This window comes from Cupriavidus sp. 05L411, from assembly GCF_056398045.1.
The window spans coordinates 16,626-40,674 of record NZ_JBFTOQ010000027.1 but is presented as its reverse complement, the minus strand read 5'-3'; the positions used below and the strand labels follow the sequence as shown (position 1 = coordinate 40,674).

Below are 24,049 nucleotides of genomic sequence, written 5' to 3'. Positions count from 1 at the left end.
TGCCTGGGCGAGAGCGCTCAGGCCAGTTTCAACGTCACCCCCGCCTGCTGGCTCACGTAGCCCGATAGCGCCGCGTACAGCTCGCCGCCGCCGCGCGTATCGACCCAGCGCTGGCCATCATGGCGAAAATGGAAACCGCCCGAGCGCGCGGCCACCCACAGTTCCTGCATGGGCGCCTGGCTGTTGACGATGATCTTGGAGCCGTCTTCGAATTCGAGCTCCATGAGATTGCCGGCACGGTTGATTTCGATGTCGGCGTCGGCCGCGTCGGCGGCGGTTTCCACCGCGCTTTCCAGCCGGTCCAGCTCTTGCTGGGCCAGCGCCAGGAACTCACTTTCACTCATGGGGGGCATGCTAAACTCCAAGACCGCCGGCCAGCGCCGCTATAGCGATGTGGTGCCGTAGCCGGCAGCGTATTGAAAAGTACTTCGTATTTCCGGTGGTCCCGCCGCGCTCCGCTTGAGGGACACTCCGGGACGATCGGGGACGACCCTGGACGACATTTTAAGGACGACCCGATGTTGCGTCGTGTTGCGATTGTATCGGCGTTTGCCGCCAGCCTTGCGATGCCCCTGCTGTCGGGATGCGGCATCCGCGGCCCGCTGACGATGCCCAAGCAGCCTCCCGCACCGGCGCAGCCGGGTGTACCGGATCCTGGCCTGGGCAACCCGGCCGTGCCGAATCCGGCGGCTCCCCGGGGCTCCGCCTCCACTGCGGCACCCGCCACGGCCCCGGACGCAGTGCCTGCCGCCACTCCCACCGCCAAATAACCATGACCGCCTTCTTCCATCGCCACGACGGCGCCCTGAGCGTCGAGCACGTGCCGCTCGCGCGCATTGCCGCCGAATACGGCACCCCTACCTACGTCTACTCGCGCGCCGCGCTGACCGCCGCCTACCAGGCCTACGCCGCTGCGTGCCAAGGGCGCCGCGCGCGCGTGCAGTACGCCATGAAGGCCAATTCGAACCTGGCGATCCTGCAGGTCTTTGCCAGGCTCGGCGCGGGCTTCGATATCGTCTCTGGCGGCGAGTTGCAGCGCGTGCTGGCAGTGGGCGGCGATCCGCGCAAGGTAGTGTTCTCGGGCGTGGGCAAGACCGCCGCCGAGATGGAACTGGCGCTCCAGCACGATGTGCTGTCGTTCAACGTGGAGTCGATCCCCGAGCTGGACCGCCTCAATGCCGTGGCCGGCCGCCTGGGCAAGCGCGCGCGCGTGTCGCTGCGCATCAACCCGGATGTGGACGCCAAGACCCACCCGTATATYTCCACCGGCCTGAAGGGCAACAAGTTCGGCGTSGCCTTCGAGGACGTGCTGCCGACCTACCGCGCCGCCGCCGCGCTGCCGCACCTGGAAGTCGCGGGCATCGACTGCCATATCGGCTCGCAGATCACCGAGGTCGCCCCTTACCTGGAAGCGCTGGACAAGGTGCTGGACGTGGTGGAAGCGCTGGAACGCGAAGGCATCAACCTTGAGCATATCGACGTGGGCGGTGGACTGGGCATCACTTACGACGACGAGACCCCGCCGGACATCACCGGCTTTGCCCGCACGCTGCTGGACCGCGTGGCAGAGCGTGGCCATGGCCATCGCGAGGTGCTGTTCGAGCCGGGCCGCTCGCTGGTGGGCAACGCCGGCGTGCTGCTGACCCAGGTCGAGTTCCTCAAGCCGGGCGCCGCCAAGAACTTCTGCATCGTCGACGCGGCCATGAACGACCTGGCCCGCCCTGCCATGTACGAGGCCTACCACCGCATCGAGCCCGTGCAGCTGCGCGAGACCGCGCAGGCCACCGCCCTGACCTACGACGTGGTCGGCCCGGTGTGCGAATCCGGCGACTGGCTCGGCCGCGACCGCGCCCTGGCGGTGCAGCCGGGCGACCTGCTGGCCGTGATGTCAGCTGGCGCCTATGGCTTCGTCATGAGCTCCAACTACAACACCCGCCCGCGCGCGGCCGAAGTCATGGTCGACGGCGACGACGTGCACCTGGTGCGCGGCCGCGAGCACGTGGCTGACCTGTTCCGCGACGAACGCCTGCTGCAAGGCTAAGCCCCCACCCTCCCCGCCATCACTCGCGCCCCCCAATGGCCCACAGCGTCCTGATCCTGGGTGGGCGCGCGCCCGTGGCGCTCGATCACGCGCGCCGCTTTGCCCGCCAGGGCTGGCGCGCGGTGGTGGCGGACAGCATCCCCTGCCATACGGCCGGCGCATCGCGTGCCGTCTGCGCCACCGTGCGGCTCGCGCCGCCGCGTACAGAGCCGGCCCGTTTTGTCGAGGACCTGCGCCAGGCCGTGCACCAGCATCGCATCGACCTGGTGGTGCCAACCTGCGAAGAAGTCTTCTTTCTCTCCCGCCACCGCGCCAAGCTGCCGGTAACACTCACCGTGGCCGTCGACGACTTCGACAAGCTGCGCGGCCTGCACAGCAAGTGGCAGTTCCTGGCGCTGGCGCGTGAGTGCGGATTTCGTGTCGCCGACAGCGCGCTGGTGGATAGCCTCGACCAGGCACGCGCCTGGGCCGGCGCCACGCCGCTGGTGCTCAAACCCGAGTATTCCCGCTTCGGCGCACACCTGCGGCTGTACCCGCAAGGCGTACCCGCCGCTGCGCCGCCGCTGCCCGCGCACGGCCGCTGGGTGGCCCAGCACTTTGTGGCTGGGCCGGAAATCTGCTCCTATAGCATCGCGCATCAAGGCCGGCTGCTCGCGCACGCGGCCTACCGCCCCACCTACCGGCTCAGCCAGAGCGCCAGCTTCTACTTTGCGCACCATGAATCCGCCGCCATCCAGCATTGCGTCGAAACGCTGGTGGCCAGGATCGGCTTCACCGGGCAGATCGCCTTCGACTGGATCGAGGCCGATCCGGCCCACCCCACCGTGCTCGAATGCAACCCGCGCGCTACCAGCGGCCTGCACTTGTTCGGCCTGGACGACGCCGTGCCGGCGGCGCTGGCCGGGGACGCGGCCGTGCGTGACTGCATCACGCCATCGGAGCAGCGCCCGCGCATGATCACCGCGGTCATGGCGAGTGCCGGGCTCTACGACATGGCAAGGCGCGGCAGGCTGGGAGAATGGCGCCGGGCCTTTGCCAGCGCCGACGACGTGATCACCCGGCCTGGCGACCGCGCGCCGCTGCTAGGCGCCCTGCGCGATCTTGCCGCCTACGGGCGGCTTGCCCTCAGCCGGCGCTGCAGCCTGCGGGCCGCCACCACGCGGGATATCGAATGGGATGGCGAGGAGCTCTCGCCTTGACGATGCTCTCGGGCGACGACCGCGCAGCCTCGCGATTCAATCGCAGCGCGCAAAGCCTGTCGGCGCTGCATGCGCGGGTGCCAACCCCGCAACTCGTACGCAACCTGCAAAGCCAGGTCGGCCTGCTCCGTGCCGGCGATTGGGCCATGCCGGTCACGGTCGACAGTGGCAAAGCCGATGCCACCGCGGCCTGGGTCTGCTCGCCGCTGACCACATATTGCCGCTACGCGGGCGAGGAAATCGACCGCCATCTGCACGGCGCGCTGGCGTGGCCGCTGCGCCTGCTGTGCCGCGGCTACGGACGCTGGCTGGGCGCTGCCGGCGTCGACCGCGCGGTGGCCATCAACAATTGGCTGCTGTCGACCAACCTGTATCCCGCGCTCGACACCAGCGCGCTGCAACACACCATCGCCCAGGCCCGCGCCCGCTGGCCGCGCCACGCGCTGTGGTTTCGCTCGCTCAATACGCGCCAGCACCCCGACTGGCTGGCGGTACTGGCGGCCGAGGGCTTCAGCCTGGTGCCCAGCCGCCAGGTGTGGTGCTTCGAGGCCGCGGACCTGGCCAAGGGACGCCATGCCAACCTCAAGCGCGACCTGTGCGAGATGCAGCGCTCCGCGCTGGCACGAGCCGGCAACGAAACCATCGGGGCAGCCGCCGGCCGGGAGGATGACTACGAGCGGATCGCCGCCCTCTACGGGCTGCTGTACCTCGACAAATACTCCCGCCTCAACCCGCACTACACCGCCGCCTTCATGCGCCACTGGCATGGGGCCGGGCTGCTGGAGCTGCATGGCTGGCGCGACGGGCAAGGGCAACTGCAAGCCGTGGTGGGCCTGTTCGTGCAGGGCGGCATCATCACAGCGCCGGTGGTCGGCTACAACACGGCCCTGCCGGCCCCGCTGGGGCTGTACCGGCTGCTGATGGCAACGGTGTTCGCGCGCGCCATCGAGACCGGCTACGGCATCAACCTGAGCGCTGGCGCGGGCCACTTCAAGCGCCTGCGCGGCGGCCAGGCGGCAATCGAATACAGCGCGGTGTATGCGGCGCACCTGGCGCTGCCGCTGCGCGCCGGCATCGGGCTGCTGCGCTCGCTGGCCACGCACGTCGGGGTGCCTGTCATGCAACGGTTCCAGCTATGACGATATCCACACCCTGGCCAGAATCCGTCTTCTCGCAATGGTTCGCCGTGGCGCGCAGCAGTGCGCTGCATGCCCGCCCGCTGGCGGTCACGGTGCTGGATCGCCCGCTGATGCTGGCACGCCTGCCGTCCGGCGAGATCCTGGCCTGCGAGGACCGCTGCCCGCACCGGCAAGCGCCGCTGTCGCATGGGCGCATCGGCCCGCTTGGCGTGAGCTGCCCGTACCACGGCTGGACCTTCAGCGCGGACGGGCGCTGCAGCGCGGTGCCCGGATTGGCGCCCGAAGCCTGCCTGCCGCAGGTTGGCGTGCGCCGCCTGCCAGTGCTGGAGCATGACGGGCTGGTCTGGCTGCGGCCGGGCCCGGAGATGCCCGCGGCCGACAGCCAAGCCGCGCCGGACTCGCGCTCACTGCCGGCGCCGGTCGCCACCCTGCCCGCCGGCTCCCGGCGCTTTCTGTGGCAAAGCCGCTGGCAAGCCCATGTGCTGGACGCGATCGAGAACTTCCTGGATCCGTTGCACACGCACACGGTGCATCCTGGGCTGGTGCGCAAGGATGGCGAACGCGCGCCGGTGCGGGCCCGCTTGTCGAATACGCCACAGGGGTTCACGGTCGACTACCTCGACCAGCCGATGCAGTCCGGGCTGCTGTATCGCTTGTTCGAGTCGCCACGGACCGGCGAGAGCGCGCACTTCAGCGGCGCGGGCACGGCCCAGATCGACTATCGCTACGCCAACGGCAGCCGGCTCTGGATCACGCTGAATTTCACACCGGAAAGCACGACGCAAACCCGCGTATTTGCCACCCTGCACGTGGCCGGGCGATGGGCGCCGGCATGGGCGGTGCGGTTGCTGGCATGGCCCCTCTTGAGGCGCGTGGCGCGCCAGGACCAGGCGGTGCTGGCGCTGCAATCCGACAACCTGCGGCGCTTTCCGGGGCGGCGCCACTGCTCGACGGAGCTGGACCTGGTCCGGGGCCATCTTGAAGCCCTATGGCTCCCCCAAGCGGGGCAGCCGCCCCGCCCCGCCGAGCGCGAAATTACGCTCTACCTTTGAGTTCTACCGCTGTGCCTTGAGGCCGGTTGCAGGCTTGCACCACCACCACCAGACCCGCATCGCCAGCAACCCGAACACCACGGCGGCATAGATCGATACCGTGCCAAAGTCGTGCTTGCCTGCCTTGTGCCACCAGTAGTGCAGGATCGCCAGCACGGCGATGGCGTACACCGCCCGGTGCAGCCCTTGCCAGCGCTTGCCACCCAGCCACTTGACCATGGCATTGGCCGAGGTGGCCGCCAGCGGCACCATCAGCACGAAGGCGGCAAACCCCACCGTGATGAAGGGGCGCTTGGCAATGTCCTTGATTATGTAGGCCACATCGAAGCCCCGGTCCACGGCAAGCCACAACAGGAAGTGCTGCAGTGCGTAGAAGAAGGCAAAGAGCCCGAGCATGCGGCGCAGCCGGATCAGCCAGTTCCAGCCCGTGAGCCGGCGCAGCGGCGTCACCGCCAGCGTGACGCACAGCATGACCAGCGTCCAGGTGCCGGTCGAGCGTGTGACGAACTCCAGCGGATTGGCACCGAACTGATCGGTAAAGCCGAGATAGAGCAGCCGCAGAAAAGGCAGCATGGCAAGCAGCCACACCACCATCTTCACCGTGCGCACGCGTTCCGGCGCAAGCGTCTCGAGCCCGGGCTGCCCGGCCGCCCGCGACGGGCGCACCGCCTGGCGCGACGGGGACATATCCGGGGGCGCCATCAGAAGAACTTCCGCAGGTCCATGCCCTGGTACAGCGACGCCACCTGCTGCCCGTAGCCGTTGAACGGCAGCGTCTTGCGCTTGGGCGCGAACAGCGCGCCAAAGCCGCTGCCTTTGTCCTCGCCGATGCGGCGCTCCGTAGCCTGGCTCCAGCGCGGGTGATCCACGTCCGGGTTCACGTTGGAGTAAAAGCCGTACTCCTGCGCCGCGGCGAGGTTCCAACTGGTGGCGGGTTGCTTGTCGATAAAGCGGATCTTGACGATGGACTTGGCGCTCTTGAAGCCGTACTTCCAGGGCACCACCACGCGCACGGGCGCGCCGTTCTGATTGGGCAGCACCTCTCCATACAGGCCAAAGGCCAGCAAGGTCAGCGGGTGCATCGCCTCATCCATGCGCAGGCCTTCGGTGTAGGGCCAGTCCAGCACGCGGGCGCTGACGCCGGGCATCTGCTTCTTGTCGTTGAGGGTGACGAACTCCACGTACTTCGCGCCCGGCTGCGGCTCGACGCGGCGGACCAGCTCGGCCAGCGCGTAGCCGCTCCACGGAATCACCATCGACCAGCCCTCCACGCAGCGCAGCCGGTAGACCCGCTCTTCCATCGGCATCAGGCGCACGAGTTCGTCGATGTCGTAGACCTTGGGCTTCTTCACCAGGCCTTCGACCGCAACCTGCCACGGCCGGGTCCGCAGCGTGCCGGCGTTGCGCGCCGGGTCCGCCTTGTCGGTGCCGAACTCGTAGTAGTTGTTGTACGTGGTGACGTCCTCGTAAGGCGTGCGCTTCTCGGGCACCACGTAAGCATTGTTGGGCGTGGCCGGCAGTTTCTGCCCGCGCGGCGCCTGGGCATGCGCATCGCGGGCGAACCATGGCGCCAGCGTGCTCCCCGCTGCGCCCGCTGCAGCCAGCGCCAGCAGGCGGCGCCGCGCGTCGAAAACACCGCGGGGCGTGATCTCGCTGGCGGCAATATCGTCGCCGCGCAGCCATTTCGGAGAGGGGATCAGCATTGTTGTTCCTCGTTGCGTGCCATATGCAAAATGCGGTTCACCATTCGTGCCTGGCCCGGGTGGGGCCCGCCTGCACGATTGGACTTGAGCTTGAGTCGGTTGGTACGAGGAAATCCTGACATTTTTTCAGGCCCGTCGTCACCGTCGCATCGCCTGACCTGCGTACGCGTTGCAGCCGGCAATCGGATGCGGGGCGCTCCGCGCAAAGCATGACTGAGGCTCAACCGCCCTGATACTGCCGGTAAACGGCCTCCGCCAATGCCAGCAAGGGTGCGCGTTCCAGCGGCCCGGCCAGCGCGAAGCCAAGATCCCGGTCTACCCAGTAGAAGGCCATGGTACGCGCCGCAGCGGCGGGACGCTCACTTGGCCCCGGGCCCATGCGCTCCAGCCGGAAGCCCGTATCGGGCGTGTCGCGCGCCATGTGCCGCAGTTGCAGCGACAGCCGGGTGCCGTCGTCGGCCTCGTACATCAGGATGGCCGACGGGCCGCCTTCGGCCACGCCGAGACGGCCCCCGATCAGGTGGAATCCCTGGGCGCCCAAGTCCGGCACCCGCAGCGGTGCCCCCAGGCGCTTGGACAGCCAGGCAACAAGATGGGCTTCATCGGTGGCCGCCACCTCGACCGGATGGCGCACCTCCGGCGCATAGACGACATGGCTGGCCAACGCCTCGCGCGCGAAGCGCTCCACCGACGGCGCCCCGGCCGCCAGCGTATCCGCGCGATCGTGCGCAATCCATCCGATTGCGCCGCCTACCGCCAGCGAGGCAATGCTGGCGGCCAACGCCATGCCCCAGCCGGCGGGTCGCCGCGCCGCATCGCGGCTACTGCCCCGCAGCCTTGGCGGAAGTGCCGTTAGCGGCACTGATTCATTGAGCACGCCGTCGAAGGCCGCGTGCAATTCGTCCGTCTGCCGCCGCCAGCCCCCCACGCGCGCCCCGGCCTCGGGATGGGCGGCCAGGTACGCCTCCACCTCGGCGCGTCTTGCGGGATCGAGCTGGCCATCGGCATAGGCGTGGAGATCGGCTTCGTTGACTGGGGACATCATTTGACTCGCTGCAGTCCGGCCGCGCGGCCGGCGGCCTGCGGGTTCGCCTCGGCCGCCTCGGCGGGCGCGCCGTCCATCAGCATGCGCATCTGCTCCCGAGCCCGCGACAGCCGGGACATCACGGTGCCCACCGGCACCGCCAGCACCTGCGCCGCCTCGGCATAGCTGAGCTGCTCCAGGCCGACCAGCAGCATTACCGCGCGCTGCGCCTCGGGCAAGCGGGCCAGCGCCCGCGCCAAGTCCAGCCGCAGGCCGGGCTCAGGCGCAGCACTGGGTACGTCGGGTAGCGTGTCGGTATAGGTCACAAGGTCGGCGCGACGGTACGCATTCACGCGCAGCCGGTGCATCATGGTCAGCAGCCAAGACAGCAGGCCATCCGCGCCATCGCCCCACCAGGCACCCGCGCGCAGGCGAAAGCGCCAGCGGAAGCGCAGCGCGCGCTCCAGCGTGTCCTGCACCAGGTCGTCGGCGGAGGCCGCGTCGCCGGTCAAGCCCCGGGCGTGGCGCCGCAAGCGCGGCGCCAGCGCCACCAGTTGGCGGTCGAAACCGTCCATGCCGTCAGGCTGCCCTGGCCCGTATCAGGGCGTTGCCGCGTGCCAGACGTTGTTGAAGTTGTCGCCCGCGCGGTCGCCCGGCTTGGCATCCTTGGAGAAACGGTAGAGCGGCTTGCCGCGATAGGCCCATTGCTTGCCGCCATCGTCGCGCGTGATCACGCTGTAGTCGCCCGTGGCGCTGGTGCCGGGCGCGGCCATCAGGGGTGGCCAGTTGGTGGCGCAGCCGCCGTTGCAAGCGCTCTTGCCGGCCGTGTCACGGTCGAACGTGTAGAGCGTCAGGCCCTGGGGATCGGTCAATGTGCCACCGGCAACCTTCACCGTGGGCGGCATATCGCCGGCGCTGCCACCCATGCTGCCCATGCCCGAGCAAGCGGACAGCAGGACCGCTGCAGAAGCGAGCGCGAGCACGGCGGGGCGGGACAACGATGCGAGGGAAGCGACTGCGTTGGGACGGGAAAGGGCCATGATGTCGATCTCCATGCGATGCGGCGCCGCCAGCCGGCGCCGTCCCTTCAGTAAACACCGGATGTGACGGCTTTATTCCATTCGGGCGAAAAAAAAAACCTGCCGCATCGGAGCGATGGGCAGGTTTTCTCATTGCGGCGCAACACCCAGGTCAGAGTTCGCCGTAGCTATGTAGGCCGGAAAGGAACATGTTGACGCCCAGGAAGGCGAAGGTCGTGACCAGCAAACCCACTAGCGCCCACCAGGCCGCCATGGTGCCGCGCAGGCCCTTCATCAGCCGCATATGCAGCCAGGCCGCGTAGTTCAACCAGACGATCAGGGCCCAGGTTTCCTTGGGGTCCCAGCTCCAGTAGCCGCCCCAGGCCTCCGCCGCCCACAGCGCGCCCAGGATTGTGGCGATGGTGAAGAAGGCAAAGCCCACCGCGATTGACTTGTACATCACATCGTCGAGCACTTCGAGCGAGGGCAGGCGCTCGGCGAGGATGCCGTGCTGCTTGAGCAGGTAGGCCACCGACACCATGGCAGCCAGGGCGAAGGTGCCGTAGCCGATGAAATTGGCCGGCACGTGGATCTTCATCCACCAGCTCTGCAGCGCGGGCACCAGCGGCTGGATCTCGCTCGCATCGCGGCTGACGGTGTACCACAGCAGGAAACCGACTGCCGCCGATACCACCAGCATCACGAACGGCCCCAGCGCACGGGTCTTGTAACGGCCTTCGTAATACAGGTGGAACAACGAGGTGATCAGCGTGAACAGCACGAACACTTCGTACAGATTGGAGATGGGGATGTGGCCGATGTCGGCGCCGATCAGGTAGGACTCGTACCAGCGCACCAGCATGCCGGTAAAGCCCAGCACCACCGCTGCCCAGACCATCTTGCTGCCGATCTGCAGCCCGGTCTCCGAGCGCGCCAGCAAGCCGCCCCAATAGAACAGGGTGGACAGGAACACCAGGGCGCTCATCCACAAGATGGCGGACTGGCTCGACAGGAAGTACTTGAGGAAGAAGGCCTGCTCGGCGCGCGGCAACTGGCCCTGGTAGAGCTGGATCGCGAACAGCGACAACACGGTCAGCGTCACCATCAGCAGCCGCACCGGCTTCCAGTGCCATCCCAGCAGCGCGAAGGTAGGCACCGCGGCGATCAGCACGCCCTTGTCGTAGACATTCATCCACTCGCCGTAGCGCGCCAGCGCGAAGCCCGCGCCCACTGCCAGCATCAAGGCAAAGAGCCAGTCGACCCAGCCCAGCCGGCGCAGGTACGACGGCTCCAGGTAGGCCTGCTCGGCGCCACTCGCGGCAACGCCCGCCGGACTCTCATGCATGCCCGGCCGGGCCTGATTCACATTCGAAGACATAGTGGTTCCTGCTTAATTGCGGGCGCCGGCCGTGTCGATGCTGCCGGCGGCGCGGCCTACATCGTCGCGCAGCGCGACAAACTCTTTCTCGAAATCCAGTGTACGGCGCTGCGTGGACATGGCCATCAGCACATGGCTGGAGGCGCCCTGTCCCCCGGCGGTTCCCGCGGAATCCGCGGTATCTGCGGGATCCTTCACCCAGAGCCAGACGCGGCGCTCGCGGATGTAGAACATCGAGAACACGCCCAGCACCAACAGCAGACAGCCAAGATACACGATGTTCTTCCCTGGTGCACGGGTCATCTGGAACACGCTGGCCTTCACTTCCGTGAAGTCGTCGAGCTGCARGAAAACCGGCGCGGTGTAGAAGAAACTGTCGGACAGCGCATTGACGGCTTGCTGCATGAAAGCGCCGCTCTGAGCACTATTTGGCACCACCGGCAGCTTGTCTTGCGCGCGCGCCAACTGCCAGAGCTCCCACATCGAGCCATTGAGGATCTTCAGCAGCACATCCGCGGCTTTCTGTTGTTCGGCCGGCGGCACGGACTTTTCCAGAAAGGCGGCAATCGCGGTGAAGCCGCCCGGCGGGGCTTGCGGGTTACTGCGCGAAGCGCCGGCAAACAGGTCGAGCGCGCGCAAGGCGCTCTCGGCCAACTGGCCGCGCAATACTTCGCGGTCTTCGCCCGGCATCGAGGCAAGTGCGAAGCGGCGCGCGGCTTCGCTGCGCATCGCGCGGTCCTGCAGCGCGGCACGCAAGCGCATCCAGTCCGCCACGCCGTTTTGCTCGTCGGCCGGGATGCGCAGGTAGCGGAACGGCTCGCTAGGCGTATCCCGCATGCCGGCAAGGAAGACCGACTGGCCGTCGAGTTGCACCGGCACCATGTAGTTGTTGAATTCGCGCGCCTGGCCGTTGCGGTCGCGCAACTTGTACTGCACCGAAGGGCCAACATTGCGCAACTCCTTCGCACGGTCAGGATTGACCGCCGAGCCCAGGTGAGACTCGAGCTTCTCGTTGAGCGACTTGCGCGCAACGCCACGCGCGTCCGGCTTGCCCGATGCATCGGTGACGTTCTCGATATTCATCAGGCGGAAATCGCTGAACTCGACCGTCAACCCCTCGGCGTCGGCCGCGTTGCCCGTGCCGGTCAGTGGCGCGTTGGCGCCCACGGTGCCGGCAAAGGCAAAGGTCTTGTCGCTAGTACCCTGCATCGGGTAGCCAACGAACTTCAGCTTGGAGCCACCATCCTCGAAGCTGGACTGGTAGATGGCCACGCCATCCACCACCAGCGGCTCGTTGACCTTGATGGTGGCCTCCGTCTTGTGGCCGGTGGCGCGGTCGGTGATGACCACATCGGAGGCGAACAGCTTGGGCATGCCGGTCGAGTAATGCTCGACGGTGAACTTCTTCAGCGTGATATTGAACGGCAGGTCCTGCACCAGCGCGCCGTCCGAGATATTCAGGATAGCGGTGGACACCGTCGAGCCTTCCGGCACGAAGGCGTTGCCGCGAAAGCCCGGATTGTTGACCGACAAACGGTGCTGGGGCGGGATGTCGTTGATCACGGCGTTGCCGCTGATCGGGCTCTTGCCGCCAAACCACATCTGTGCGCGGATCAACATGTCGCCATCGAGCAGGCCGCCGACGCAGATCACCACGATAGCGGTGTGCGCGAGGATGTAGCCTAGCTTGTTGGCCGCGCCCGCCTTGGCGGCCAGCAAGGTGGCGCCCTCATGCGCAACGCTCTTGATGCGGTAGCCGCGATTGGCCAGCAACGCGGTAAGACGCGTCACCGCATCGGCGCGGGGACGGCCCGAATCGAACTCGGCGTGATGGTGGAAGGACCGCAGGCTGCGCTCACGCACGTGGTCCTTCCACGAGCGCATATCCTTGATCATCTTGGGCGCGTTGCGGGTCAGGCACAGCGAGGTGGAAATCACCAGGAAGGTCAGGATCAGCAGGAACCACCAGGAGCTGTAAACCTTTTGCAACGACAGCGCGTGGAACAGGTCAGCCCAGAAAGGACCGAACTGGTTCACATAGTTGGGATAGGGCTCGTTCTGCTTGAGGACGGTGCCGACCACGCTGGCAATCGCAATCACCGTCAGCAGCGCGATAGCGAAACGCATCGAGGACAGCAGCTCAACCGCGTCGCGTAGCAGGCGGTGAGAAGTCTTCAGGTGCAGTCCTGACGTGGAAGCGGTGGACATGTGCAGTAGGGCCCTCGGCCTTGAAATGAAAAAGGGTGGACATGCTCGCGCAGGCCACCCTCTTCGATTGTTGCCGGGCTGCTTGGTTGCACCTGGGCATGGCGCCTCGCGAGTGGCGAGGCCCGCTGCGGTGCTCCGGCTACCCGGCGCGGAACGACTTAGCGAATCCCTGCGACGTAATCAGCCACAGCCTTGATCTCGGCATCCGACATCTTCGCGGCGATGGTGGTCATCACAGGATTGTTCTTGCGGGTGCCCTGGCGGAACGCAACCAGTTGCGCTTCAGTGTACTCGGACCATTGGCCGCCGACACGCGGGTACTGGGCGGGAATGCCAGCGCCGGTTGGGCCGTGGCAAGCCGCGCAGGCCGGCACGCCCTTGGCCGCGATGCCACCACGGTAGATCTTCTGGCCGGCTTCGATGGTGTCCTTGTTCTTGGCGGTAGCAGGCTTGAGGGTCTGCTTGGCCAGGTAGGCGCCGACGTCCTTCATTTCCTGCTCGGACAAGGCGGCCGCGTAGGGCGACATGATGGCGTTATTACGAGCCTTGGCTTTGAAGTCGTCGAGCTGCTTGTGCACGTATTCCGGATGCTGGGCGGCCAGCTTCGGGTTGGCGGCGCCGCCGCTGTTACCGTTGGCGCCATGGCAGCTCAGGCAAGCCGGGACATTGCGATCAGGGGCACCTTGCGTGTAGAGGGTTTCGCCCTTGGCCGGATCAGCCTTTGCGGCGGCCTGCTCTGCGGCAGATGCCAGACCGGTCATGGCAGTTGCCGGCAGAGCCAGCGCCACAACAGCCAGAAGTTTCGCAATGCGGTTCATTCGCACACCTTGTCTGAATTGTTTTGAATTCCATGGAGCACGCCGTTCAGCACACTGCCCGCGGTGAGGACGCGATGGACAGGCACTTTGACATCGGAAATTCATCACGACGGACCGCCGGCTCGCCTGAAGCCAGAAAACGCCCAGGCGAAAGCCGGATGGCACCGCCCCCATGCGAACGAGAGCGGCAGACCGTGCGAATATCCCGGTAGCAGGCCCAGACCCCCGGTTGGCCCTCTTGCACCGACGCCAGGCTTTGGCGCCGTAACAGGGACTAGACCAACAGGCTTGCTACCACGATGGAACGGACACGCAAGACTTCCCTGCCAGATAAATGCGCGACCAAGGATGCCGCGCGTCACCTAATCGGGAGGCCGTTAACCGCGTTATTGTACAATAAATCGTGTGCCGGATAGAGGATGTGCGCGCCGCGACGCGGCCAGACGCCAGCCCCGGCCATCCAGGCGGCCGCATGTGCCGCCCACCTCACTCACATCGGCGCGGTGACGCCGGCGAACCCGCCTGAATCCAGGCGGCAGCCCGCCCCCACCCGCCCCATCGCCCAAGCGCATGTCCCTCCTACATCAGGCCCGCTTTTTCGTTACCGTCAATCATCTGCGCGACCTGCCTGCCACGGCCGTGCCGGAAGTGGCGTTCGCCGGCCGCTCCAACGCCGGCAAATCCACCGCCATCAACATCCTGTGCAACCAGAAGCGGCTGGCTTTCTCGTCGCGCACGCCGGGTCGCACCCAGCACATCAACTTCTTCGGCGTGGCCCCGGTCAAGGCGCCGGACCCGCTCGCCTTCCTCGTCGACTTGCCCGGCTACGGCTATGCGCAGGTCTCGGGGTCGGCCAAGTTCCATTGGCAAGCGTTGCTGAGCGACTACGTGCAGACCCGCTCGCAACTGTCCGGCCTGGTGCTGATGATGGACGCACGCCGCCCCTTTACCGACCTGGATTGCCAGATGGTSGAGTGGTTCCTGCCCACGSGSCGGCCSATYCAYGTGCTGCTGACCAAGGCCGACAAGCTGACCAACAGCGAGAACGCCCTGGCCCTGCGCGAAACCCGCAAGGTGCTGGCCGGCTACGCAGAACAGCTGGACACGCCCGTACCCCTGACCGCGCAGCTGTTCTCCAGCCTGAAGCGCCGCGGCATCGAGGAAGCCCAGCGCGTGGTGGCGGGCTGGCTGTCCCTGCCCGAGGCCCTGCCGCCCGCAGCCCAGGAGAACAAGGCCGCAGTTGCGCGGCAAGCTGAACCGGAAGCGGAACCAGATACCGCTGCGGAAGATGCGCCTCCCGACACGCCCGCGAACTGATCTGCTGGCGCCACAAAGCGTACCCACCCCTGCGCCCGCCCCGTTGTCGAATCGACACGCCAATCGGTAAATGAACCGGCAAAAAAAACCCCGTTGCAAGCAACGGGGGCGAACTTTCCCACCGGTTAAGGGCGGGTACCCGCTCAGGGAGGAGTAGCGGGGGACGCTGCATCACGCAAGCGCAACGCAGAGTGTCCGCGAGTATGATAGCGGGCGAGATCAAAAGTTTAGTTTTTCTTTCGCAAGCGGCCTGGCCAGGCACTCGCCAGTCGCGTCGCGCCAGCCGCCCGGCAGACTCCCGCACTTCTTTTTCGACTCCTCTCTCAAGCCATGTCCACATTTCCCGAGTACCGTCCGCGCCGCATGCGCCGTGATGATTTCTCACGCAGGCTGATGCGCGAGAACCGCTTGTCTCCAGATAACCTGATCTATCCGGTATTCATCGTCGACGGCCAAAACCAGCGTGAGAGCGTGGCGTCCATGCCCGGCGTGGAGCGTCTGTCGATTGACCTGTTGCTGCCGGTGGCGGAAGACTGCGTGAAACTCGGCATCCCGGTCATCGCGCTGTTCCCGGTGATCGATCCGGCCTTGAAAACGCCCGACGGCATCGAGGCGACCAACGCCGAAGGCCTGATCCCGCGCGCCGTGCGCGCGCTCAAGGACCGCTTCCCGGAACTGGGCGTGCTGACCGACGTGGCGCTGGATCCGTACACCAGCCACGGCCAGGACGGCGTGCTGGACGACGACGGCTACGTGATCAACGACGTCACGGTGGAGATCCTGATCAAGCAGGCGCTGACGCAGGCTGCGGCCGGCGTGGATATCGTGGCGCCCTCGGACATGATGGATGGGCGCATCGGCGCCGTGCGCGCGGCGCTGGAAGACGGCGGGTATATCCATACCCGGATCATGGCGTACTCGGCCAAGTTCGCCTCCGCCTTCTACGGCCCGTTCCGCGATGCGGTGGGCTCGGCGGCCAACCTGGGCAAGGGCAACAAGATGACCTACCAGATGGACCCGGCCAACTCCGACGAAGCCCTGCGCGAAGTGGCGCAGGACATCATGGAAGGCGCCGACATGGTGATGGTCAAGCCCGGCATGCCTTACCTCGACATCCTGCGGCGCGTGAAGGACGAGTTCCGCTTCCCCACCTACGTCTACCAGGTCAGCGGCGAGTACGCGATGCTCAAGGCCGCAGCCCAGAATGGCTGGCTGGATCACGACAAGGTCATGATGGAATCGCTGCTGGCCTTCCGCCGCGCCGGCGCTGATGGCATCTTGACCTATTTCGCACGCGACGCCGCTCGCCTGCTCACGCGCTGAACCGGCCCGGATGCAGCTGCTAGGCTTTTCCGCCAGCCAGGTCCATCCGCTCGCCTCGCTCGACGCGGCGCGCGATTTCCTCGCCGGCAATGCAGCGGCCCGTTTCGTCTGGGTCGACACGCCGATCGAGGAAATCAGCGCCGCGCCGACGGCCTGGCGCGACAGCGTCCAGGCGCTGACGGGCGCCCCGGTGCTGGACCTGCATCTCATCGATGCCACCAACCCGTCGCATCCGTCGTATTTCGATACGACGCATGTCTACGACATGGTGATCTTCCGCAAGCTCACCTTCGAGACCAGCCGGCTGATCGCCGAGGCTGGCGCAGAGGGGGCGGCGGCATCCGGAACGAGTACGAGCACGACGGCAACGGCGACGGCCTCAGCCACCGCCGCGATGGACATGCCGACGATGCCGGGCCAGCCCGTGGTTTCGGCCACGGCTTGCGCGACAGCCGGCGCGCAGGCCGCGGCAAAACCCAGTCCCCCAACCAAGCCGCGCCGCTACCCGCCGGGCTTCCTGCCCGCGCTGGCCAAGATCGATACCCAGCCGGTCACGTTCTTCGTCTTTGACAACGTGCTGCTGACGGTACGGCCCGCGCAATCGCGCACGCTGGACCAGGTGCGCCAGCGCCTGCTTGAGCTGTGCCAGGCGCCGCGGCCGCAAGCGGCGTCAAAGACACGAGCCAACGGCCACGCCGCGCTGGTGCATGGCATCCGCCCGCCAACGCGCCCGGAAGACCTGATGCTGCGGCTGCTCAACGCCATGGTCGACCGCTACCTGGACCTGCGTGCGCCGCTGACGCGCCAGCTCGACCGGTGGCAGCGCGCGCTGCTTAACGCGCGGCGCAGCTTTTCCAGCTGGGAGGGCTTGCTCGATGCCCGCATCGAGTTGCGGCGGCTGGAGCACCTGTGCGAGGAGCAGCACGATGCGCTGCAAGAGTTCCGCGACAGCCTGCTCGACAACAGCTATAGCATCGCGAGTGAACGATCCGCCGCAGGCACCCCAGGTACGCCAGGCCGCGACGATGCGCTGCTGGTGCGGATCAACGACGTGATGGAGCACATCTCGCGCGTGCTCGCGCATGCGCGCCGGCTGGAGGACTCGATCGAGTCCGCAGTGCAGATTCACTTCTCTTCGGTGGCGCACCGCACCAATCGCACCATGCGCACGCTGACGCTGATCACCGCGCTGTTCATGCCGCTCACGCTGATCACCGGCATCTTCGGCATGAACTTCGACCGCATGCCATGGCTGCGCGAACCCCAGGGCTTCTGGTGGTCGCTGGGGCTGATGGGAGCGGTGGTGGTGGTGCTGGCCGCGGTATGGGCGCTGGGGCGCCGGCTGGAGCAAAGCTAGCCGACACCAGCCGAAGCTGCCGCTTCGGCCGCATCGGGTATTTCAGGTACGTCTCAGGTATTGGCTTTGGTATCGAGTGCGCGCGACAGCGTGTCGAGAAACCGTGTGGCCGGCTGATAGCCGATCGCCCGGACCGGCCGCTCGCGCCCGTCGGCGCCGTACAGGATGATGCCCGGGGGGCCGAACAGGCCGAAGCGCTTGAGCAGCGCGCGGTCATCGGCGTTGTTCCGGGTGACATCCGCCTGCAGCATCACAACCTCGGACAGCCGCGCCCGCACGCGCTCATCGGTAAATGTGAAGCGTTCCATCTCCTTGCAGCTCACGCACCAGTCTGCATAAAAATCGAGCAGCACCGGCTTGCCGGCGGCAGCGGCCTGCGCCACGCGTGCATCGAGCTCCGCAACTGAGCGGACGCGCTCGAACCGTACGTCGGACGCGCCGCCGGCCGCCGCTTCCGGCGCCGAGCGCGCGGCGCTCAGGTGCGCCAGCGGCTGCAGGGGGTCCCGGCCGCCGGAGGCCAGCCCGACCAGGAGGATGGCGCCTGCCAGCGCCGCCAGCAGGCCCAGGCCCTTGCCTACCCTGGCCAGGCCATGCGCATCTGGGCCGAGTGAATCGAAGGCGCTCAGGAAGACCGCACCAACCAGCAGCAGCGCAGCCCAGCCCGCCATCAGCGCCCACGCGGGCAGCACCGGGCTCACCATCCAGAGCGCCACACCCAGCAGCAGGAAGCCAAAGAAGCGCTTGGTCGTCTCCATCCAGCGTCCGGCGCGCGGCAGCAGGTTGCCCGCTCCCACGCCCACCAGCACCAGCGGCACGCCCATGCCGAGCGCCATGGCAAACAACGCACCGCCGCCGACCACAGCATCGCCAGTGCGCGCGATATAGGCCAGCGCGCCGGCCAGTGGCGCCGTCACGCACGGCCCGACGATCAGCGCGGAGATCGCGCCCATGGCTGCGGCACCGGCAAGCTGCCCGCCCTGGCGGCGGTTGGACGATGCCGTCAGCCGGGTCTGCCAGTGCTGCGGCAGCTGCAGCTCATAGAGACCGAACATGGACAGCGACAGCGCCACCATCAGCAGCGCAAAGGCAGCCAGCACCCACGGCGCCTGCAGCGCTGCGGAGAGGCCCTCACCCAGCAGGCCCGCCGCCACGCCGATCCCCGTGTAGACCACTGCCATGCCGAGCACATAGGACAGCGATACCAGCAAGGCACGCTTGCGCGTAACGTGCTCGCCCACGACGATCGACGACAGGATGGGCACCATCGGCAACACGCACGGCGTGAAGGTCAGCAGCAGGCCCAGGCCGAAGAACAGCGCGGCGATCACGCCGAGGTTGCGGCTGGCCAGGGCGCCGGCGATGCGGTCGTTCTCGTCGGCCGTCGGGGCCAGCAGGGCGGGGGAGGGGCCGGCCGCGTCGCCGCTTGCGGCGGGCGGGCTGTTGCCGATGCTGCTGGAATCCGACGGTGCCCGCTTGCCGAATAATCCGTCAAGCACACCACCGCCGACCTTGAACACACTTTCCTGCGGTGGATAGCACAGGCCTTTGTCGGCACAGCCCTGGGAAGTCACCACCAGCGACCATTTGCCGTCGGCCGGTGCAGACTCCACCGGCACGCGGATGGTCAGCCCGCCGTGATAGGTTTCCATCTCTTTGCCGAACGTCTCGTCGAACTTGACCTTGCCGGGCGGGAACACCGGCGCACCCAGCTTGACGGATGCAGGCTGCGCCGCAAAGGCAAAGCGATCGCGGTAGAGGTAATAGCCATCCGCCACGTCGAAGCGAACCTCGATCGTCTTCGCATCGACCTGATGGGCAGCAAACCGGAAGGCCTGTTCCGGCGGCAAGAAGTCGTCATCGGCGGCATGTGCCACGCCGGCGAGGCACAGCCAGAGTGAGGCCAGCAGCATGATCAGCAGCCGCACTGCGGCACTATGCCGCATGGCTTGCCCAGCCCCCCAACCACCCGAGGCGTTCGCGCTCACACCGAAACTCATGCCCTGCCTTTGAAATGTCATTCGTTGTATCCGCATCGCGCTCGCATCATCGTGCCGGTCCCCGGCCGCAGTACTTATTGCCAGCATCAGTGTGAGTCGGCGCAGCAACCACTATCCTTACGCACTGTCGCCTTCGTCCGTGGTCGTTCGGGTTTCGTGCGCTACCCAGGCCAGATACGGCGCGAATCCCGCGACCAGCGGCATTGCCACGATCTCTGGCACCTCGTAGGGGTGCGCTAGCCGAATCGCTGCCTCCAGCGCGGCGTAACGCTCCTGGGTGGTCTTGATCATCAGCGGCCACTCGCGTGCGCTTTCGATCTCACCTTGCCACCAGTACTCGGACTCGCACGGCGCCAGCCGGTTCACGCATGCCGCCAACCTCGACTCCAGCACGGCCCTTGCAACACGCCCGGCGGACTCGGCGTCCGGCAGCGATGTCATCACCAAGATTGCTTCGCTCATCAGATCGTCCTCCCAGGCCGCAGGCTGCCCCGCGGCCAGACTCCGGCGCACCGGCCCCGGAAAACAAAAGAGCCAGGCATGTAGCCTGGCTCGATTGTAAGCGGTGTCCGCGCGGCTCGCCGCGACCAACGGTCGCAAGCGGGCCGGGACGGAATCAACCTTATTCGCCTGCTTCTTCAGCCGGCGCTTCGGTGATTTCCGGGCGGTCAACCAGTTCGACCAGCGCCATCGGCGCATTGTCGCCCTGGCGGAAACCGAACTTCAGGATACGGGTGTAGCCACCCGGACGCGCGTTGTAACGCGGGCCGAGTTCGTTGAACAGCTTGGTGACCATGTCGCGGTCGCGCAGACGGGCGAAAGCCAGGCGGCGGTTGGCAACGGTGTCCTTCTTGGCCAGCGTGATCAGGGGCTCGACAACCTTGCGCAGTTCCTTGGCCTTGGGCAGGGTGGTCTTGATCAGCTCGTGCTGGAACAGCGAGTTGGACATGTTGCGCAGCATCGCGAGGCGGTGCGACGAGGTGCGGTTCAGTTTCCGCAAACCATGACGGTGACGCATGATGATTCCTTTATTGCAATGTTTGACCAGCTCTTCTATCGCTTGGCCGGAGCAATCTCCGGTTCGGCGCGGGCCGGTAGTCTATTAAGGCAGCCGGCACATGCCGGTCGCCGCGATGACCTGGCGCGGCGGCTGGGCAAGCCCGCCACCGCGCCTGGCTATTACTTCTCCAGCCCTGCGGGCGGCCAGTTCTCGAGCTTCATGCCGAGGGTCAGACCGCGCGAAGCCAGCACTTCCTTGATTTCGTTGAGCGACTTACGACCCAGGTTCGGGGTCTTGAGCAGCTCATTCTCGGTACGCTGGATCAGGTCGCCGATGTAGTAGATGTTTTCGGCCTTCAGGCAGTTGGCCGAACGCACGGTCAGCTCCAGGTCGTCGACCGGGCGCAGCAGGATCGGATCGATCTGCGGCGTACGGCTCGAAGCGGCTTCCGCCGACGACTCGGTGCCTTCCAGCGCGGCAAACACCGACAACTGGTCAACCAGGATGCGCGCCGATTGACGAATCGCTTCCTCGGGCGAAATCACGCCGTCGGTTTCGATGTTCATCACCAGCTTGTCGAGGTCGGTACGCTGTTCCACACGAGCCGATTCGACTGCGTACGAAACGCGGCGCACCGGCGAGAACGAAGCGTCCAGCACGATGCGGCCAATGACCTTGCCCGCTTCGTCGCCGAACTTGCGCACGTTGCCCGGCACATAACCACGGCCTTGTTCGACCTTGATCTGCATATCGAGCTTGCCGCCGGCCGACAGGTGAGCGATCACGTGGCCGGGGTTGATGATCTCGACATCGTGGGGCAGCTCGATATCGGCAGCCGTCACAACGCCTTCGCCTTCCTTGCGCAGCGAGACCGTGACTTCGTCGCGGTTGTGCAGCTTGAAGACCACACCCTTCAGATTCAGCAGCAGGTTGACTACGTCTTCCTGCACGCCATCGATGGTGGAGTACTCATGGACCACCCCAGCGATCGTGACTTCGGTCGGGGCATAACCGACCATCGACGACAGCAGCACGCGACGCAGGGCGTTACCGAGCGTATGGCCATAGCCACGCTCGAACGGCTCCATCACGACCTTCGCGTGATGGTCGCCGAGCGGCTCCACGGCAATAATTTTAGGCTTGAGTAGTGCTGTTTGCATTAGGTTGTCCTTTTCAATACCCTCGGCTCGTTACACCGATAAGGCTGACGTTTGGAACCYGAAAATCCCATCGCACGATGGGMAATAAGCCCGACGCGCGGCAGCGCGTCGGGCTGAATGTGAAGCTTGGCGGGAAACGCAAGCCCCTGGCCGTTCGATGGTGTCGGTCAGAATTCGAGTGATTAACGCGAATACAACTCGACGATCAGGCTTTCGTTGATGTCACCCGAGATATCGGCGCGATCCGGCACTTGCTTGAAGGTGCCTTCGAACTTCTTCGCGTCCACGGCAACCCATGCCGGGAAACCCGATTGCTCAGCCAGCGACAGCGCTTCGGCGATACGGACTTGCTTCTTCGACTGCTCGCGGATGGTGATGACGTCACCAGCCTTGACTTGCGCCGACGGCACGTTCAGGGCTTGACCGTTCAGCAGGATCGCCTTGTGCGACACCAGCTGGCGCGCTTCAGCGCGGGTCGAGCCGAAGCCCATGCGGTAAACGACGTTGTCCAGGCGCGATTCCAGCAGTTGCAGCAGCTTCTCGCCGGTGTTGCCCTTGCGGCGGTCGGCTTCAGCGAAGTAGCGGCGGAACTGACGCTCGAGCACGCCATAGATGCGCTTGACCTTCTGCTTTTCGCGCAGTTGGTTGCCGTAGTCGGAGGTGCGTGCACCCGAGGTGCGGCCGTGCTGGCCCGGCTTGCTGTCCAGCTTGCACTTGTCTGCAAGCGAGCGGCGTGCGCTCTTCAGGAACAGGTCGGTACCTTCACGACGGGAGAGTTTGGCCTTCGGGCCGATATAACGTGCCACTTTATCTTCCTTCCTGATCGATCGCGGCGCCTTGTTTGACGCGCCGCGAGTCCGCCTTCTCCGCCCGTTCGAGGGGCGCGTGAGTGGCAGACGGTGGGCTTATCCAGCGCATTCCCCGAAGGGCACGCGCAAAAGCATATGACTGACTACTAGCATCAGGCGACGGACCATCGGGCCAATCGCCAGACACAAAAACGCAAAACGAAAACCTGCCGCAAAGCATATGCAGCAGGTCAACGTGCGATGTTACCACACCGGGCAGAGGGCGAGGAAGACCTCACCCGCAGCCCGGGTATCACACCGGCGCTTAGATCCGACGACGCTTGGGCGGACGGCAGCCGTTGTGCGGCACTGGCGTCACGTCTTCGATAATCGAGATCTTGATGCCGAGCGCGTTCAACGCGCGCACAGCCGATTCACGGCCAGGGCCAGGGCCCTTGATGCGCACGTCCAGGTTCTTGATACCCTGGTCTTGCGCCACGCGGCCGGCGTTCTCTGCAGCAACCTGAGCTGCGAAGGGCGTCGACTTACGCGAACCCTTGAAGCCCTGGCCACCCGAGGTTGCCCATGCCAGGGCATTGCCCTGACGGTCGGTGATCGTGATGATGGTGTTGTTGAACGAAGCGTGGACGTGCGCAATGCCGTCGGCAACGTTCTTCTTGACCTTCTTACGCGCGCGCTGGGCGGCGTTATTCGGACCTTTTGCCATTAGTTTCTTCCTCTGCCTTCGGCTTTACTTCTTCAGAGCCACGCCGGCCTTACGCGGACCCTTGCGGGTACGGGCGTTGGTGCGGGTGCGCTGACCGCGCATCGGGAGACCCCTGCGGTGACGGACGCCACGATAGCAACCAAGGTCCATGAGACGCTTGATGTTCATCGTGGTTTCACGACGCAGGTCACCCTCAACCGTGGCCTTGGCTACTTCGTCACGAAGCTTTTCCAGGTCGCCGTCGGTCAGGTCCTTGACCTTCTTGTCAAAGGGAACGCCGGTGGCCACGCAAATCTTGCGGGCGCGCGAGCGGCCGATACCGTAAATAGCCGTCAGGCCGATCTCGGTATGCTTATGGTTCGGGATGTTAACCCCTGCGATACGTGCCATTCGTCAATCCTCTTTCCGATTAGCCTTGGCGTTGCTTGTGGCGGGGATCCGACGAGCAGATCACGCGCACGACACCGTTGCGCTTGATAACTTTGCAGTTGCGGCAAATGCGCTTAACAGAAGCCAGCACTTTCATGATTTTCCTCTTCCTTCAATTCCTGTTCGCTTCACTTCGTCCGAAAGACGATGCGCGCGCGTGACAGATCATATGGGGTCAGTTCAACCGTCACCCGATCACCCGGAAGAATCCGGATGTAGTTCATTCGCATCTTGCCGGAGATATGGCCCAGCACTACATGGCCGTTTTCCAGTTTGACGCGGAACGTCGCGTTGGGGAGGTTTTCCAGGACCTCCCCCTGCATCTGGATGACGTCGTCTTTTGCCATACCTAGCCTGTACCGACCCGGCT

General features: G+C 65.9%; 26 protein-coding genes. 8 read left to right on the top strand and 18 right to left on the bottom strand.

The window, feature by feature from the left end:
* Positions 1–17: 17 nt before the first annotated feature.
* Positions 18–353 (bottom strand): iron donor protein CyaY, encoded by a 336-nt coding sequence (cyaY, locus tag AC1DQR_RS26945; protein ID WP_043350301.1) that lies wholly within the window; start codon positions 351–353, stop codon positions 18–20.
* 165 nt (positions 354–518) lie between these two features.
* Between cyaY and lptM the strand changes: the two genes are divergently transcribed.
* From lptM to AC1DQR_RS26920, 5 genes are read left to right on the top strand one after another with little or no spacing between them, the layout of a single operon-like run.
* Positions 519–770, top strand: coding sequence for an LPS translocon maturation chaperone LptM (lptM, locus tag AC1DQR_RS26940; protein WP_416049839.1), 252 nt, complete (start codon positions 519–521; stop codon positions 768–770).
* 2 nt (positions 771–772) lie between these two features.
* Positions 773–2,041, top strand: coding sequence for a diaminopimelate decarboxylase (gene lysA / locus AC1DQR_RS26935; RefSeq protein WP_416049840.1), 1,269 nt, complete (start codon positions 773–775; stop codon positions 2,039–2,041).
* 35 nt (positions 2,042–2,076) lie between these two features.
* A complete protein-coding gene (locus AC1DQR_RS26930) occupies positions 2,077–3,240 on the top strand; it encodes an ATP-grasp domain-containing protein (protein WP_416049841.1) in 1,164 nt (387 codons plus the stop codon).
* On the top strand, positions 3,237–4,379 hold the full coding sequence (locus tag AC1DQR_RS26925) for a GNAT family protein (protein ID WP_477134066.1): 1,143 nt from the start codon (positions 3,237–3,239) through the stop codon (positions 4,377–4,379). The genes AC1DQR_RS26930 and AC1DQR_RS26925 overlap by 4 nt, the downstream gene beginning before the upstream one ends.
* A complete protein-coding gene (locus AC1DQR_RS26920; protein ID WP_416049843.1) occupies positions 4,376–5,431 on the top strand; it encodes a Rieske 2Fe-2S domain-containing protein in 1,056 nt (351 codons plus the stop codon). The genes AC1DQR_RS26925 and AC1DQR_RS26920 overlap by 4 nt, the downstream gene beginning before the upstream one ends.
* A 3-nt stretch (positions 5,432–5,434) precedes the next feature.
* On the opposite strand, the gene msrQ is transcribed toward AC1DQR_RS26920, so the two are convergent.
* From msrQ to AC1DQR_RS26880, 8 genes are all read right to left on the bottom strand, one after another.
* Complete coding sequence (gene msrQ, locus AC1DQR_RS26915; protein WP_416049844.1) at positions 5,435–6,118, bottom strand: protein-methionine-sulfoxide reductase heme-binding subunit MsrQ; 684 nt, start codon at positions 6,116–6,118, stop codon at positions 5,435–5,437.
* A gap of 14 nt (positions 6,119–6,132) precedes the next feature.
* Entirely contained in the window at positions 6,133–7,134 is a 1,002-nt protein-coding gene (msrP, locus tag AC1DQR_RS26910; RefSeq protein ID WP_416049845.1) for a protein-methionine-sulfoxide reductase catalytic subunit MsrP, read from the bottom strand.
* 220 nt (positions 7,135–7,354) lie between these two features.
* The gene (locus AC1DQR_RS26905) at positions 7,355–8,179 is read right to left on the bottom strand and encodes an anti-sigma factor family protein (RefSeq protein ID WP_416049846.1); all 825 of its coding nucleotides are present in this window, start codon (positions 8,177–8,179) and stop codon (positions 7,355–7,357) included.
* Positions 8,176–8,733: an RNA polymerase sigma factor gene (locus AC1DQR_RS26900; protein ID WP_416049847.1), complete on the bottom strand. Its 558-nt coding sequence runs from the start codon at positions 8,731–8,733 to the stop codon at positions 8,176–8,178. Before AC1DQR_RS26900 ends, AC1DQR_RS26905 begins: the two co-directional genes overlap by 4 nt.
* Before the next feature lie 24 nt (positions 8,734–8,757).
* Positions 8,758–9,198 carry a COG4315 family predicted lipoprotein gene (locus AC1DQR_RS26895; RefSeq protein ID WP_416049848.1) on the bottom strand — a complete coding sequence of 147 codons (441 nt, stop codon included), beginning with the start codon at positions 9,196–9,198 and terminating at the stop codon, positions 8,758–8,760.
* 151 nt (positions 9,199–9,349) lie between these two features.
* A complete protein-coding gene (ccsB, locus tag AC1DQR_RS26890; RefSeq protein WP_477134080.1) occupies positions 9,350–10,522 on the bottom strand; it encodes a c-type cytochrome biogenesis protein CcsB in 1,173 nt (390 codons plus the stop codon).
* Positions 10,523–10,567: 45 nt separating this feature from the next.
* Positions 10,568–12,763, bottom strand: coding sequence for a cytochrome c biogenesis protein ResB (locus AC1DQR_RS26885; RefSeq protein WP_477134065.1), 2,196 nt, complete (start codon positions 12,761–12,763; stop codon positions 10,568–10,570).
* Between the two features lie 158 nt (positions 12,764–12,921).
* On the bottom strand, positions 12,922–13,581 hold the full coding sequence (locus tag AC1DQR_RS26880) for a c-type cytochrome (RefSeq protein ID WP_416049850.1): 660 nt from the start codon (positions 13,579–13,581) through the stop codon (positions 12,922–12,924).
* A 570-nt stretch (positions 13,582–14,151) separates the two neighbouring features.
* Here AC1DQR_RS26880 and yihA point away from each other — a divergent pair.
* From yihA to AC1DQR_RS26865, 3 genes are all read left to right on the top strand, one after another.
* Entirely contained in the window at positions 14,152–14,898 is a 747-nt protein-coding gene (gene yihA / locus AC1DQR_RS26875) for a ribosome biogenesis GTP-binding protein YihA/YsxC (protein WP_477134064.1), read from the top strand.
* 330 nt (positions 14,899–15,228) lie between these two features.
* Positions 15,229–16,221, top strand: coding sequence for a porphobilinogen synthase (gene hemB / locus AC1DQR_RS26870; RefSeq protein WP_416049852.1), 993 nt, complete (start codon positions 15,229–15,231; stop codon positions 16,219–16,221).
* A 10-nt stretch (positions 16,222–16,231) separates the two neighbouring features.
* The gene (locus AC1DQR_RS26865) at positions 16,232–17,578 is read left to right on the top strand and encodes a magnesium transporter CorA family protein (protein ID WP_416049853.1); all 1,347 of its coding nucleotides are present in this window, start codon (positions 16,232–16,234) and stop codon (positions 17,576–17,578) included.
* A gap of 53 nt (positions 17,579–17,631) precedes the next feature.
* Here the strand turns inward: AC1DQR_RS26865 and dsbD are convergent, their stop codons facing one another.
* The 9 genes from dsbD to infA form a co-directional block, all read right to left on the bottom strand.
* Positions 17,632–19,575, bottom strand: a complete 1,944-nt coding sequence (gene dsbD / locus AC1DQR_RS26860; protein ID WP_416050399.1) for a protein-disulfide reductase DsbD — start codon at positions 19,573–19,575, stop codon at positions 17,632–17,634.
* 117 nt (positions 19,576–19,692) lie between these two features.
* Positions 19,693–20,037: a divalent-cation tolerance protein CutA gene (gene cutA, locus AC1DQR_RS26855; protein WP_253931125.1), complete on the bottom strand. Its 345-nt coding sequence runs from the start codon at positions 20,035–20,037 to the stop codon at positions 19,693–19,695.
* Positions 20,038–20,197: 160 nt separating this feature from the next.
* Positions 20,198–20,593 carry a 50S ribosomal protein L17 gene (gene rplQ, locus AC1DQR_RS26850; protein WP_006160427.1) on the bottom strand — a complete coding sequence of 132 codons (396 nt, stop codon included), beginning with the start codon at positions 20,591–20,593 and terminating at the stop codon, positions 20,198–20,200.
* 161 nt (positions 20,594–20,754) lie between these two features.
* Entirely contained in the window at positions 20,755–21,735 is a 981-nt protein-coding gene (locus AC1DQR_RS26845) for a DNA-directed RNA polymerase subunit alpha (RefSeq protein ID WP_006160428.1), read from the bottom strand.
* A 182-nt stretch (positions 21,736–21,917) separates the two neighbouring features.
* Positions 21,918–22,541 carry a 30S ribosomal protein S4 gene (rpsD, locus tag AC1DQR_RS26840; protein ID WP_006160429.1) on the bottom strand — a complete coding sequence of 208 codons (624 nt, stop codon included), beginning with the start codon at positions 22,539–22,541 and terminating at the stop codon, positions 21,918–21,920.
* Between the two features lie 307 nt (positions 22,542–22,848).
* Positions 22,849–23,250 (bottom strand): 30S ribosomal protein S11, encoded by a 402-nt coding sequence (gene rpsK, locus AC1DQR_RS26835; RefSeq protein ID WP_006160430.1) that lies wholly within the window; start codon positions 23,248–23,250, stop codon positions 22,849–22,851.
* Positions 23,251–23,274: 24 nt separating this feature from the next.
* Positions 23,275–23,640, bottom strand: coding sequence for a 30S ribosomal protein S13 (rpsM, locus tag AC1DQR_RS26830; RefSeq protein WP_006160431.1), 366 nt, complete (start codon positions 23,638–23,640; stop codon positions 23,275–23,277).
* A 19-nt stretch (positions 23,641–23,659) separates the two neighbouring features.
* On the bottom strand, positions 23,660–23,776 hold the full coding sequence (gene rpmJ, locus AC1DQR_RS26825) for a 50S ribosomal protein L36 (protein WP_006160433.1): 117 nt from the start codon (positions 23,774–23,776) through the stop codon (positions 23,660–23,662).
* Positions 23,777–23,807: 31 nt separating this feature from the next.
* The gene (gene infA / locus AC1DQR_RS26820; protein ID WP_006160436.1) at positions 23,808–24,026 is read right to left on the bottom strand and encodes a translation initiation factor IF-1; all 219 of its coding nucleotides are present in this window, start codon (positions 24,024–24,026) and stop codon (positions 23,808–23,810) included.
* Positions 24,027–24,049 lie beyond the last annotated feature (23 nt).

Coding starts and splice junctions, on each gene's coding strand:
- rplQ (WP_006160427.1), bottom strand. CDS start 20,593: ATGCGTCACCGTCATGGTTTGCGGAAACTGAACCGCACCTCGTCGCAC.
- msrP (WP_416049845.1), bottom strand. CDS start 7,134: ATGCTGATCCCCTCTCCGAAATGGCTGCGCGGCGACGATATTGCCGCC.
- rpsK (WP_006160430.1), bottom strand. CDS start 23,250: ATGGCAAAAGGTCCGAATAACGCCGCCCAGCGCGCGCGTAAGAAGGTC.
- cutA (WP_253931125.1), bottom strand. CDS start 20,037: ATGAGCGAAGCAATCTTGGTGATGACATCGCTGCCGGACGCCGAGTCC.
- rpsM (WP_006160431.1), bottom strand. CDS start 23,640: ATGGCACGTATCGCAGGGGTTAACATCCCGAACCATAAGCATACCGAG.
- AC1DQR_RS26880 (WP_416049850.1), bottom strand. CDS start 13,581: ATGAACCGCATTGCGAAACTTCTGGCTGTTGTGGCGCTGGCTCTGCCG.
- AC1DQR_RS26895 (WP_416049848.1), bottom strand. CDS start 9,198: ATGGCCCTTTCCCGTCCCAACGCAGTCGCTTCCCTCGCATCGTTGTCC.
- AC1DQR_RS26900 (WP_416049847.1), bottom strand. CDS start 8,733: ATGGACGGTTTCGACCGCCAACTGGTGGCGCTGGCGCCGCGCTTGCGG.
- ccsB (WP_477134080.1), bottom strand. CDS start 10,522: ATGCATGAGAGTCCGGCGGGCGTTGCCGCGAGTGGCGCCGAGCAGGCC.
- AC1DQR_RS26905 (WP_416049846.1), bottom strand. CDS start 8,179: ATGATGTCCCCAGTCAACGAAGCCGATCTCCACGCCTATGCCGATGGC.
- AC1DQR_RS26920 (WP_416049843.1), top strand. CDS start 4,376: ATGACGATATCCACACCCTGGCCAGAATCCGTCTTCTCGCAATGGTTC.
- dsbD (WP_416050399.1), bottom strand. CDS start 19,575: ATGAGTTTCGGTGTGAGCGCGAACGCCTCGGGTGGTTGGGGGGCTGGG.
- rpmJ (WP_006160433.1), bottom strand. CDS start 23,776: ATGAAAGTGCTGGCTTCTGTTAAGCGCATTTGCCGCAACTGCAAAGTT.
- AC1DQR_RS26845 (WP_006160428.1), bottom strand. CDS start 21,735: ATGCAAACAGCACTACTCAAGCCTAAAATTATTGCCGTGGAGCCGCTC.
- infA (WP_006160436.1), bottom strand. CDS start 24,026: ATGGCAAAAGACGACGTCATCCAGATGCAGGGGGAGGTCCTGGAAAAC.
- AC1DQR_RS26865 (WP_416049853.1), top strand. CDS start 16,232: ATGCAGCTGCTAGGCTTTTCCGCCAGCCAGGTCCATCCGCTCGCCTCG.
- AC1DQR_RS26930 (WP_416049841.1), top strand. CDS start 2,077: ATGGCCCACAGCGTCCTGATCCTGGGTGGGCGCGCGCCCGTGGCGCTC.
- lptM (WP_416049839.1), top strand. CDS start 519: ATGTTGCGTCGTGTTGCGATTGTATCGGCGTTTGCCGCCAGCCTTGCG.
- hemB (WP_416049852.1), top strand. CDS start 15,229: ATGTCCACATTTCCCGAGTACCGTCCGCGCCGCATGCGCCGTGATGAT.
- msrQ (WP_416049844.1), bottom strand. CDS start 6,118: ATGTCCCCGTCGCGCCAGGCGGTGCGCCCGTCGCGGGCGGCCGGGCAG.
- cyaY (WP_043350301.1), bottom strand. CDS start 353: ATGCCCCCCATGAGTGAAAGTGAGTTCCTGGCGCTGGCCCAGCAAGAG.